This is a genomic window from Chelativorans xinjiangensis (genome assembly GCF_009812055.1).
Taxonomy (GTDB): Bacteria; Pseudomonadota; Alphaproteobacteria; order Rhizobiales; family Rhizobiaceae; genus Chelativorans; species Chelativorans xinjiangense.
Genome location: NZ_WQNH01000002.1, coordinates 93,048 through 105,432 on the forward strand (window position 1 = coordinate 93,048; position 12,385 = coordinate 105,432).

General features: G+C 62.7%; 7 protein-coding genes and 1 CRISPR repeat array (1 of these 8 running past the window's edge). Of the genes, 2 read left to right on the plus strand and 5 right to left on the minus strand.

Annotated elements, in window-relative coordinates:
• A CRISPR array of direct repeats spans positions 1 to 3,482; the repeat unit is 32 nt; unit sequence GTCGCCCCTCTCGCAGGGGCGTGGATCGAAAC (it extends 3,338 nt beyond the left edge of the window).
• 175 nt (positions 3,483 to 3,657) lie between these two features.
• From GM910_RS02145 to GM910_RS02160, 4 genes are read right to left on the minus strand one after another with little or no spacing between them, the layout of a single operon-like run.
• Positions 3,658 to 4,083: a regulatory protein GemA gene (locus GM910_RS02145; protein WP_159585850.1), complete on the minus strand. Its 426-nt coding sequence runs from the start codon at positions 4,081 to 4,083 to the stop codon at positions 3,658 to 3,660.
• Positions 4,080 to 4,370, minus strand: coding sequence for a hypothetical protein (locus GM910_RS02150; RefSeq protein WP_159585851.1), 291 nt, complete (start codon positions 4,368 to 4,370; stop codon positions 4,080 to 4,082). The genes GM910_RS02145 and GM910_RS02150 overlap by 4 nt, the downstream gene beginning before the upstream one ends.
• Before the next feature lie 12 nt (positions 4,371 to 4,382).
• Positions 4,383 to 5,129 (minus strand): AAA family ATPase, encoded by a 747-nt coding sequence (locus tag GM910_RS02155; protein WP_159585852.1) that lies wholly within the window; start codon positions 5,127 to 5,129, stop codon positions 4,383 to 4,385.
• Positions 5,126 to 7,090: a Mu transposase C-terminal domain-containing protein gene (locus GM910_RS02160; RefSeq protein ID WP_159585853.1), complete on the minus strand. Its 1,965-nt coding sequence runs from the start codon at positions 7,088 to 7,090 to the stop codon at positions 5,126 to 5,128. Before GM910_RS02160 ends, GM910_RS02155 begins: the two co-directional genes overlap by 4 nt.
• Positions 7,091 to 7,380: 290 nt before the next feature.
• Between GM910_RS02160 and GM910_RS02165 the strand changes: the two genes are divergently transcribed.
• Both GM910_RS02165 and lexA read left to right on the plus strand, forming a co-directional pair.
• Positions 7,381 to 7,872 (plus strand): helix-turn-helix domain-containing protein, encoded by a 492-nt coding sequence (locus GM910_RS02165; protein ID WP_159585854.1) that lies wholly within the window; start codon positions 7,381 to 7,383, stop codon positions 7,870 to 7,872.
• A 340-nt stretch (positions 7,873 to 8,212) separates the two neighbouring features.
• Complete coding sequence (gene lexA / locus GM910_RS02170; protein ID WP_159585855.1) at positions 8,213 to 8,923, plus strand: transcriptional repressor LexA; 711 nt, start codon at positions 8,213 to 8,215, stop codon at positions 8,921 to 8,923.
• 63 nt (positions 8,924 to 8,986) lie between these two features.
• On the opposite strand, the gene GM910_RS02175 is transcribed toward lexA, so the two are convergent.
• Positions 8,987 to 12,361, minus strand: a complete 3,375-nt coding sequence (locus tag GM910_RS02175; RefSeq protein WP_159585856.1) for a YhdP family protein — start codon at positions 12,359 to 12,361, stop codon at positions 8,987 to 8,989.
• Positions 12,362 to 12,385: the final 24 nt, after the last annotated feature.

Here is a 12,385-nt window from a genome sequence, read left to right on the forward strand (position 1 = left end):
CGACAGGCGTCCGGACGGTCGCCCCTCTCGCAGGGGCGTGGATCGAAACTCCTCCTCGACAAGGACGACGAGTGGAGCCAGAAGTCGCCCCTCTCGCAGGGGCGTGGATCGAAACCTGGAAAGAATGCCGGCAAGGTCGCCGTCGTCGGGTCGCCCCTCTCGCAGGGGCGTGGATCGAAACCGCCCTGAGCCAGGCGACCAGCTCCGCCTTCTGGTCGCCCCTCTCGCAGGGGCGTGGATCGAAACACTGAAGACTTCGATTGGAAGCCGATGCCTTCCGGTCGCCCCTCTCGCAGGGGCGTGGATCGAAACATGAACTTCGCCGTCTCCGGCAGCTTGACCTTGGTGTCGCCCCTCTCGCAGGGGCGTGGATCGAAACCTTCCTATGCCGAGTTGAGTCGCACCGATCTGAAGTCGCCCCTCTCGCAGGGGCGTGGATCGAAACTCCAGCTTGATGTCATCGAAGACACCGAGCGAGAGTCGCCCCTCTCGCAGGGGCGTGGATCGAAACTGCCAGATGCTTAAGCTTATCGTCAAGCACCAGGTCGCCCCTCTCGCAGGGGCGTGGATCGAAACTACTATTGGTCCTGCCGGCTGACCACGAAATCGCGTCGCCCCTCTCGCAGGGGCGTGGATCGAAACATCTCGGGTTCCTTTCGCAAAGCGTTCCAGTGCGTCGCCCCTCTCGCAGGGGCGTGGATCGAAACTGCGGACATGAGACAGCTAGGCCCTCCTCGTATTGTCGCCCCTCTCGCAGGGGCGTGGATCGAAACATGAAGACTCTGGCCGATTCCTCATTAGAGGAAAGTCGCCCCTCTCGCAGGGGCGTGGATCGAAACCCCGTAGTGGCCGGGATAACAAGAATCCCCTCCAAGTCGCCCCTCTCGCAGGGGCGTGGATCGAAACCCCATGACGGTGAGACGAACGACCGTGTACACGACGTCGCCCCTCTCGCAGGGGCGTGGATCGAAACATTCTCACCGTGGACATTGTGGCGATTGGCGACGAGTCGCCCCTCTCGCAGGGGCGTGGATCGAAACCCCAGCGGAGATACGGCAGCGTCAAAGCCGCGCAGTCGCCCCTCTCGCAGGGGCGTGGATCGAAACTCCAGAAGGGAGGCTGTCTCCGCTCTCCAATCCTGTCGCCCCTCTCGCAGGGGCGTGGATCGAAACGTCTACGTCAATCAGGACAACATCGGCACAAGCGCGTCGCCCCTCTCGCAGGGGCGTGGATCGAAACGACTTAGCGATGCGTGGTACGGAGACGGCGAAGGCGTCGCCCCTCTCGCAGGGGCGTGGATCGAAACATCCGTCCGGCTTTATCCACCACCTAAAACACCTGTCGCCCCTCTCGCAGGGGCGTGGATCGAAACGCTATAGGCTGTCTCCGTTGACAGACCAAGGCGCGTCGCCCCTCTCGCAGGGGCGTGGATCGAAACTTCGTCAGCGGTATCGTCATGATGGGGCTGCGCTTCGTGTCGCCCCTCTCGCAGGGGCGTGGATCGAAACACCAAGTGCTGTCACTTCGTCATCGTCGCGGCCTAGTCGCCCCTCTCGCAGGGGCGTGGATCGAAACATGGAAGAGTACCAGAAGCTGAAGAATTGGACCGGTCGCCCCTCTCGCAGGGGCGTGGATCGAAACTTGTCCTCGGGGGCGAGCGATTTGTGCTGAATGGGTCGCCCCTCTCGCAGGGGCGTGGATCGAAACCCTGATGGCCCCATGGAACGCCGTGATGAAGCAGGTCGCCCCTCTCGCAGGGGCGTGGATCGAAACTTCTCGCTTGTCGGGAGAGACCGACCGGCGCACGGTCGCCCCTCTCGCAGGGGCGTGGATCGAAACCTCATCGCCAACGGGTTGCTCACCGAGTACCTGCGTCGCCCCTCTCGCAGGGGCGTGGATCGAAACATGATGGAAAAGCGCGGCTTTGTTAAAGCTCACGTCGCCCCTCTCGCAGGGGCGTGGATCGAAACGGTCTCGGCATTCAATCGTCTCCTACGGTGCGTGTCGCCCCTCTCGCAGGGGCGTGGATCGAAACCAGAATGGGCGTGACCTGGCAGAACGGATCAAGGTGTCGCCCCTCTCGCAGGGGCGTGGATCGAAACCACAGATAGACCGTGGCGCTCACGATGCCGTGCGGGTCGCCCCTCTCGCAGGGGCGTGGATCGAAACTTCCTGGACAAGATACAGCTTCCCGAGGCCGGCACGTCGCCCCTCTCGCAGGGGCGTGGATCGAAACCCGAACCGCGACCTCACGTCTTTGCACAGCAAAGTCGCCCCTCTCGCAGGGGCGTGGATCGAAACATAACGGTAAGCTGTGCGCGGCAATTAATACCGGGTCGCCCCTCTCGCAGGGGCGTGGATCGAAACTCTCGTGTGTCGCCTCCTCCACGGCACCGGAGAGTCGCCCCTCTCGCAGGGGCGTGGATCGAAACTTTTCCGGCAACAATGCCGAGGCGATCCTGACGGTCGCCCCTCTCGCAGGGGCGTGGATCGAAACCGTTAGCGACGGCGAGGATTGGCCCGTCAGCCGGGTCGCCCCTCTCGCAGGGGCGTGGATCGAAACGTCCCTTATGGCGATCGGGACACGGAACCCTCGGCGTCGCCCCTCTCGCAGGGGCGTGGATCGAAACCTGTCCGTATGCAGCGGCATCGAGGCGGCAAGTGGTCGCCCCTCTCGCAGGGGCGTGGATCGAAACATTGCCTCGTGCAGGCGTTCCGCAGACGCCGCACGTCGCCCCTCTCGCAGGGGCGTGGATCGAAACGAATACAAGACGTGCGCCTTCGTCTGGGTGAAAGTCGCCCCTCTCGCAGGGGCGTGGATCGAAACGCTTGAGATCGGCGCTCATGGAGGCTAGCGCCTGGTCGCCCCTCTCGCAGGGGCGTGGATCGAAACAGTCCTGGCGGCAGAGAATCCAGATTGCCGACCGGTCGCCCCTCTCGCAGGGGCGTGGATCGAAACTCCACCATCTCCGCTGCATCGGCGGCCGGCTCGGTCGCCCCTCTCGCAGGGGCGTGGATCGAAACGGTGAAAGCCTGACCTCGCCATCGTTCACCAGCCCGCCGCCCCTCTCGCAGGGGCGTGGATCGAAACGATAGCTTCGACTGGCGATTGCCGAAGATGACGGTCGCCCCTCTCGCAGGGGCGTGGATCGAAACTTCGGTCCGAAGGGGCTCGTGATTGCCGATGCTCGTCGCCCCTCTCGCAGGGGCGTGGATCGAAACTCCTTGTTTGCCATGTATTTGGCAATCCAGCGGGGTCGCCCCTCTCGCAGGGGCGTGGATCGAAACCTTCACCGGAAACGAAGTCGTCGACGATGCGCTGTCGCCCCTCTCGCAGGGGCGTGGATCGAAACCACGTAATGGCCACCCAGCCACGGCGCGGATAAGTCGCCCCTCTCGCAGGGGCGTGGATCGAAACCTTGCTCGCGACGATGGCGGCCCACCACTGCGGTCGCCCCTCTCGCAGGGGCGTGGATCGAAACCAGATCGGAGGATGCCGGAGCAAGGCAAAGGGATAGGCGAGTTACTGGAGCGGCGCCCTCAATCCGCCTGTCGCGATAAAGATCTGTAGAGCGCGATTGCGCACCCCGAAGGTCGTAGATCCCTGGGGAAGGTCTCGCGCCGCTCCACGGCTTTGAAAGCACTTCGAATCCGATTTTATTTTCGGCCTACCATCGCTTTGAGCGCAGGAATGACGCTCGCGGCCTTCTCGGCGCTGACGAACCGCAGCACCGAGACGTGGTGATACTTGTGCAGCCAGGCGTTCAAATGGGCCTCGCCCTGATCGTCGGGATCGTATTGCGCCCAAAGCCGCCTGATAAGTGCCACCTGCGGAGGCGTTGCCATGCCGGGACGATCACCGAAATTCCGTTTTGCCCCGGTCGACTGGAACCCCAGCTCCTTGAGGCAGATCATCACCTTCTCGAAGCCGAGGGGTTCCAGCTCCCTGCTAGTTTCGACGCCGCCCCAGCGCTTCAGGATGTCGCGATAGGCGTCGTCATCAAGGCCAAGCTGCCTTTTGGCTACGTGAAGCAGCGCGATCTTTTTAGGCTGGATGGACCCATTGCGCAGACGCGATATCATCGAACGTCACTTTCAAAGCTACGCGAACGTCGCTGGCTTTCCTTGGCAATCATGTCGCCGACCTCCTCAGCGACGGCGCCGGCCAAGCCGGCCTTCGACGTCATGTCCCCTCGCCCGAGGCCGGCCTCCGTGTGATCACGGATAACGTACAGGGGCATTGCGAGGTTTTCGGCATGCACTTCGTTGAGTTGCTGCACACCGGCTGCGCAAAGCAATTCCTCGACAGCAAGCAGCGCGATCGTTCCATCGTCAAACAGGTCAATGTCGACTTCTTCATTGGCTGGCATAGGGCCTCCTTGTCAGGTGTTCGGGGAAAGAAGTTTGAGCGCGTCACGCCGGCCGTGCAGGCCGATGACGGCGGTCTCGATGTGGCGAATCTGGATGCTGCCGACGCCGTCCGAATTGGCGACACACATATCCAGAAGGAAACAGAGCTGGCGGATTGAGGTCCGCGCGCCATAGCTTGCGATGGCGGCATAGGTGTCCTTGCCCTCGACATTATATTCGACGCCGATGCTCTTGCAGTCGGCCGAGGTCGGGCGCTCGATGTGAACTCGCATGCCGATGCGGCTGTTGATCTGGCTGAGAGCGCCGGCTTCCTTCTTCGAAGCTGCAAGCCTCTCCCTGTTGCCCGCGAGAACGAGGGCGAATCTGCAATGCTCGTGAACGCGCAAAAGCTCGCGCAACGTCTTCGGTTCGAAATTCTGATATTCATCGACCAGCACAGGCGGGATGGAGCCATTGGCGTTGTCCAGCCACCTCAGGCACTGGTCGGCCAACTCATAGGTGAAGTGGCTAACTGGTGGGATTCGATAGGCATCCAGTAGCATGCGATACATGCCCTTCACCGACTTGGTTTGCTGGGAAACCTCGCAATAGGCTTCGCCGGTTTCCTGCGCCACGCGCTTCAGCGCCGTCGTCTTGCCAAATCCGGCGTCGCCCACCACAAGCACCGGAAAGCGCAAATCACTGGCCATCTTCACCGCCGCGCGAACCTGCTGAACAGGACGGATTTCCGCAAATTTTGTTGCGCGCACCGGCATCATCCGGCCGATCTCCTATTTGCGAGTGCCTGCTGAATGTCAAAGACCTCATCCGCCTCGCGCTGTTCTTCCTCGCACGCCGTCGCCGATTTGGGACCGGGAACAAGCACTCGTGCCGGCCGGGTGGCCCGATCGAATGTCACCGTCCCGTCCGGCGCGTTGGGTGTGACGGCTTCTCTTTCCTGCCCAAACGTGGTGAGGCGCTCGGCTATATCGATGGTCGGCGCGGACTTATCGAGCTTCCGCACCATGCTCCTGCGCGCCTTGCTGCGTCCGTCCGCCTCGCGCGCTCCGCGTTGGTCGAGGGGGTGGAACGCCCGGTCCGGCGTGGCGATCCCGAGGCGCTCGCCGTTCAGATCGAGCAGAAGCAGTTCCGCCGGTTCATGGTAAGCTGGCACCCGCACCTGAACTCTGTCGTGCGGATAGTCCCAAAGCGCCGGGCAACTCCACATGACGTTGCCGACGCTGATGCGCCCCTGGCTTACGGTTCGGGTTTCTGTATGGGCGCAAGCCGCCCTCATCTCATCGCGGCTCATCACGGTTGCTGCCCAACCGGCATCCACGTGCGCCTTGAACAACATGGCGGGGGACTGTCCCTTGAGTTTGCTGTCCTTCCCTTGGGCCGTATGTTCGTAGGCGCGGAGAAGGCCATAGAAGGCTGGAACAAAGTCCTCGAATGTTCCCAGCGGGGCGGCGGTCCGGCCCACCGTCTCCTGCTTCTTGTTCATGCGGTCACCGCCGATCCAGCCCGGCAAGGTGCTGAGAAAGCGGGCCTCGAAATTCTTGAAGAAGGACTCGATTACCTTCGCCGCAGCATTGTACGGCTTCGCTTTGATGATCGTGGACCGGGATCGCTCCGGCGACGAGAAGCACGGCACATTGAGCCGCATCGCATCGTCCAGAAACGACGCGAACAGATACTCCTTGCCGTTGTCGATGTAGAGGTTTTCCGGCAGGCCGAAGGCCGGATCCTCGACCATGGCTCCGAAAGCTTCGATCAGATCGACATTGCGGACGCCGCCCCGCCCCTCGATGAAGACGAGTTCGCACCAGACACGCCACGTCGCCCAATCCAGAAAGCCGAGAAGCCTTGCCGTCGCGGTGGTGCCGTCCCGGCGCGTCAGAAGGATGTCGACCGGGTGCACATCGGCCACCACGATCTCCATCGGGCGCAGGCCGTCGATGGTGCGCGAGATACGCGGCCGGCTGTCCTCATAGGCTTTGCGGTCCCTCTTGAACTGGTGGACCTTGCGATAGTGAAGCTCGGCCGACAGCATAAGCTTGGGGATCGCGCAGATGCGCTCCAGTTCGGCCGGGTCAGCGGGACGGTAGCCGTAGGAACTGGTGGCGGTCACGAGGAACCGCCGAGCGAGCATGCTGGCTATGCCCCACTTCGCGCCGCCCTTGAACAGGCCACGGATTTCCTGCTTCAGGTCTTCCGCGATCTTGGCCTTGGTGGCTCCGTCAACGGGCACAGCCTTGTCCCAGCTGCGCGAGACATACACGCGCCTGCGCCCCTTGTCCGACCGGCCGTGCCGCCCTAGCTTCACACCGTCCTCGTGTTTCGCGGCACGCCGCTGCAAGGCGCGGACGCTCAGTGTGATGGACTTACCTCTCCAATCGAAGTGCTGCCGGGCGGCGATCTCTTCCAACGCCGTCCGGCGCTCTTTCGAGCCTTTCGGATGCTGCAAGGCCGGCTCAAGGAGGGTCTTCCACCAAACATGCTCCCGCGCGGATCGGCTATCCGGGAGAACCATCTTCGAAGGGGCTTCGACGGGTGTTTGAAGAGCCTTCAAACGCTCCTGGAGATAGGGCGGAAGGCTGGAGACCTTGACGAGGTAGTTCTTGCCGGATGCGCCACGCCTTCCCTTTACTTCCCGCACTTCGAGCGCGTGGCCGCGCCAGTGAGTCTTGTCACCGCGTTCGATCTTAGCGAACAGGCGACTTGCGACCTCGCGCCTCATCTCCACCAATCCTGCGAAGTCGCTGACTCCCAGCCATTCGCTCATCGAATGGCATCGCTTTCGCGAATCAACCGCTGGCGCAGCTCTACGGCGGCAGGCCCGTTCCGCTTGCCCAAAAGAACATCTCGAGCCCAAAAGCGATCGATGCCAGTTTTTTGACACCACTTGCTTAGCGAAGTTCCTTGGGCAACAAAGCCTCCGCGAACCCTCGCCAGGAGCGTGGGGCCAAACGAATTAAGGTATGCAGTCTCAGTCCTCATATTTGTGGACTAGACCACATAGTGTGAAAAATGGCAACAGACCACACGCCCGCCGCAGTGGCTCTTTATATCCAGCGGCTCAAAATGGCATTCGACGTCAAAAGGGATGACGAGCTTGCAGAGAAGCTCGGCCTTTCAAAGCAGGCGGTTTCGAACTGGAGGAGCCGAGGCAGAGTACCGCTCCGAGTTCAACAACACATGCTCGATCAACACGGCATCCGCTACACTGACTGGAATTTGGAATTTGACGCGACCAAGGGCGACATCGTTTATGCTGTCGCTCTTTATGCGTACGAACGGTACCTGAGCCAAAGAGACCGGCCGCTTGATGCTCGCACCCGCCGCGCCATTGGTCAGGTTTTCCCCGTTTTGCGAGATGCAATCGCCAAGAGGCTAGAAGGGATAGCTGCCACCGCAGGGAGCGCAGAGACCATGATCTCCCTCCTCACCTCGTACCTAGATAACGGGCGCTTCACCGAAGTGGACGAGTTGCTTTCAAGGGTGGATGACGTTTCTGAATAGGATCACAAAATGGGTCACAATTCGGTTGTCGATTCGGCCCCTTTGCGGTCAGAAGTCCGAAAATCCTTAATAAAATCAAGTGTCTATAATTATTTGTCGTTGACGGCGATTTGTGACCTTTTCGGCGCTGGTTAGAAACCCTCAGCGCACAGGGATAGCGCAATGAAAACAACAACTTGCGTCGTCTCCAACGACAGTTAATTGTGGACGGGTCGCCCCTCGCCAACGACACTTAATTTCGGCCTCTGTATCGATACCTCAATAATTTTCCTGTTGCGGAACACAACTGGAACGTCTACGTTATGTTCTGGTTTTGTTTACTGATTCCGGGGTGGAACCGATGCTGACACGCAAACAGCACGAGCTGCTGCTTTTCATCCACGATCGTCTGAAGGAGACGGGCATACCGCCCTCCTTCGACGAGATGAAGGAGGCATTGGATCTGGCCTCGAAGTCCGGCATCCACCGGCTGATCACCGCCCTCGAGGAGCGCGGCTTCATCCGCCGCCTGCCCAACCGGGCGCGCGCGCTGGAAGTGCTGCGATTGCCCGATTCGATCGCCCCGGGGCTCGGGGGGCCACGCAAATTCTCGCCCAGTGTCATCGAGGGAGGCCAGGGCCGCGCGGCACCGATGCCCAAGCCGCTGGCCGGCAACGACGATGCGTCGGGCGTCGTTTCCATTCCCGTCATGGGGCGGATCGCCGCCGGCGTGCCCATCGAGGCTATCCAGCACCAGACCCACTCCATCGGTGTTCCGCCCGACATGCTGTCGAGCGGCGAGCACTTCGCGCTTGAGGTGAAGGGCGATTCGATGATCGAGGCCGGCATCTTCGATGGCGATACGGTCATCGTCCGCCAGACCCAGACCGCCAATCCCGGCGAGATTGTCGTGGCATTGGTCGACGAGGAGGAAGCCACGCTCAAGCGCTTCCGCCGCAAAGGGGCCTCCATCGCGTTGGAGGCGGCGAATCCGGCCTACGAGACGCGCATCTTCGGCCCCGACCGGGTGAAAGTGCAAGGCCGGCTGGTGGGCCTCATCCGTCGTTATTGAAGCTCTCCCTTTCCTGCGTGCAGCAGGGGCCTCTCCCAGTGCCCGGCAGGAGAAGGGAAACGATCAGCGGAATTCGAAGATGCGGCGGAAGATCCCCGGCGCGATGGCGGAGATGGGGTTGATCTCCAGCGTCGGAGCATCGAGCTTGCCGGTGAGCCGGTATGTGATGCCGATGAGGCCGCCATTGCGCCCATTGCCGAGGATTTGGCCGATGATGGGAATTTCACCGAAAACCCGGTTGATTCCATAGAGCGGCAGAAAGGTGCCGGTGATGGCGGTGGTGTCGTTGGGGTCGTACAGCGTTCCCTGGAAGGTCGAGCCGATCAGCGGGCCGCGCAACACGCCGTCTCTGATCTCCAGCTGCTCGCGCCCCTTGGAGAGCGTGGCCGAACCGTACTCGAACTGAACGCGCGAGACATCCATCTCGCCGTTGGAACTCTCCGCGCTGGCAGCGACGAGCGAACCCAGCCGCTCTTCATTGATCACCCAGAAGTTGCGAATGTCGAACTGGCCGGAAAGATCGTCATCGCTCGCGCCGGAGAGCGCGAGGCTGAGCCGCCCACCGTCCACATGCTGGTAGATATTGAGGAAACGCAAAAGGGCGCCGGCGTTGCTTGAGGAGGCGCGGACGGTGCGTCGCCCCTGCTCCACGCCTTTCATGAATTGCACGGCGCCGTTCGCGGCCACAGCGGCGCGGACCGACAACCGCTCCGGCTGCGCCGCTTCGGCCGAATAGGCCATTTCCACCTGGCTCAGACTTTCGCCGTTGAACCCTTGCACGTTGGCAAGCGAGGCTTCCACCGTGATCCCGGCCCCGCTGTCCGCGCCATGGCTCTCCGTCGCCTTATTGTCCAGGACACGTTCGATCACCCCGCGCGCATCGAACGAACGACCGTTCACGGACATGGAATAGCCGCTGCCCGTGTGCCGAATGGTGGCGGCATAGTCGTCGATACGGTTGAGGCGTACCTTGTTCAACCGGGCCTCCTGCAAGCTGCCGCCGGCAAGGCGAATATGGCCGCTCACCGCGAAATTCTCGCCGTCCAGGGTAAATTCGGACAGCTCCGACACCTTGTTGTCCCCTTCCGGGCCGTTCTCTTCCAGAAAGAAGCTGGCGGCGGCCGGGATGCCGGCACCCTTCTGCCAGCCGATCCACGGCACGGTGAGGCGCGCGGTATCGAGCGCAACGGCGACCTTCTTGCGCCCGTCGGGCTGCTCGTCATAGACGATTTCGAAAGGCCCGGAGACCAGCACGTCCAAGCCGGGAAAGAGCCTGTCGCGCGCCGCGTCGTCCATCTGCAATTCGACATGGCGCACCCGCTCCACCTGCGAACCACCCAGGGGCTCGAGGATGCGCAGGCGCGCCGGAACCGCATTCAACTCGGCCTCGGCGGAGAATTCGGCCTTGTCCGGCTGCACCAGAAGCGAGCCGTTCGCCTTCGTCACCTCCTGACCTTCGAAAGGCTTGGCGATCGACAGGTCCTCGTAGTCGAGGGCGACACGCCAATCGAGATCCTTTGCCGGAATGCCGGCCTGCAGCGGAATATCGGCGCTGATGTGTCCGGACGCCCCTCCGTCGAGATCGCCAGGGGCGATGTCGTGGAACCGCGAGGCATCGATGGGCTCGTAGGAGGCGAGTTCGACCATGGCGGCCGCCTCGCCTTCGACGCCGATCTCCAGCCTGCCGATACGCGGCTTCTGGTGGGCCGCATCGATTGTCAGGCTGCCACCGCTCGCCTCCACCATGCGTCCGCTCGGCATGTAGATCGTGCCCTTCGACAGGCCTACCGCCACATCCGTGCCGCGAAACTCGACCCAGCCGCTACCGTCGCGCACGGGCGGGATGTCGCCAGCGATATCGAAACGCGTGTTCTCCAGGGCAAACCGACCGACCACCTCGTCCTGCGACAGCGGCACACCGTTTCCAAGGCGGCCGGGCGGGACGTTAAGCCGCAGATTGCTGTCGCGCACGCGCCCGCCGAAAACGTGCTCCAGCATCCAGTCGCGCGCGCCGCTCGCGGCGAACCACGGCCAGAACTGCTTCGCATGCGCCGTCGGCATATCTTCGACATAGATCGCCAGCCTGATACCGGGCGACACACCCGCCGGCATCGTCAATACCGCGTTCCCCGCCAGCTCCCCGTCGGAGGTGCGCACCTCAATCTTCTCCGCGTTCAGCCGCGATGCCGCCGGCTCGTACCGGCCGGCCAGGCGCATGGCGAAGGGAAGCGCCCGCTCGGGCGAATCGGCGGGCGCGAGCACCGACCCGCGCGACACCAGATCGTACCTATAGGCCGGATCGCCGCCTGTTGTCGTGACAGGAGTCACGGCCCCCTGAAAATTAACCTGCGACCGCCCTGCCCCGATCTGGGAGGCAACCACGGAGAAGGCCTCGTCTCCTTCGGCAAAGGCGGCGCGCATCGACGCCACGTCGAGCGACAGCGTGTCCTTGTCGATTTTGATGGCGATATCCTCGAGCCGCGTGTCGAGAGCCAGCCAGCCCTCCTCCTCGCCTCCAGCTCCGCGCCCCGATAATGACAGCCGGGCATTGCCCAGCGCGCCCAAGGCTCCTCCCTGCGCATCCGCGCTCGCGCCGCTGGTATCGGACGTGACGGCGTCAAGCGACAAGGCCGTGATCGCACCGCTCTGCCCGTCATGTTCAGCCTTTCCACTTAAGATGATGCCGCGGCCGCGGTAGACCGCCGAACCTTCGAGCACGATCTCCGCCTCGTCGGCCCGCTGTAACTCGAGCGCCTCGATCAGGAAATCGGGAACAGCCTGCCCTTTCGCCGTTCGCAGGCCCACATTGGAGAGGCTGATGCGGTTGAGGCCGGCGGATTCCGTCATCATGAACGCCCGCTCCACCGCGCCGAAGACCGCCGCATAAACCTCGTCCGGTTTCATGACCGGAGCTGCAAGACCTCCTTTCCGCAGCGTGGGTATGTCCGCGGGCGAGATCGCGGCATCGGTGAGCCCCACCCGCACGACCTCAATCCTGCCATCCAGCAGCGGCCACGCCTTGAGACCGAAGCGCAGAGTACCGGCGCTGGCGAGCACCGCGCCGTTGTCGGCCCTGGCAATACGCGCGTCCCGCACCTCGAGCGCCAGCAGGCTGGTTTCGCCCAACCCCAGACGCAGCTCGCCGAGCCTTACATCGGCATCAAAGCCCGCCATTCGGGTGATGGCACGCTCGGCCGCCACCCGCAGCCGCTCATTGCCGATTGCATCGACGCCAACCAGATAAAGCGTTCCGCTGAAGACCAAGAGCAACAGAGGAAGCGCAAGCACGGCGATCGCGGCCCAGCCAAGGATGCGTGCACGCCACTGCTTGGGCAGGGGGCGGGAGGATGGACAGGTAGCGGACGGGAAGCGCTTCAGCGAGGCGATCTCGCCACGCCGAAAGTGCACCTTCTCGTGGTCCGGTCCTGCGTTCTCCACGCGGCTTCCTGTCAAAGCGTTTCC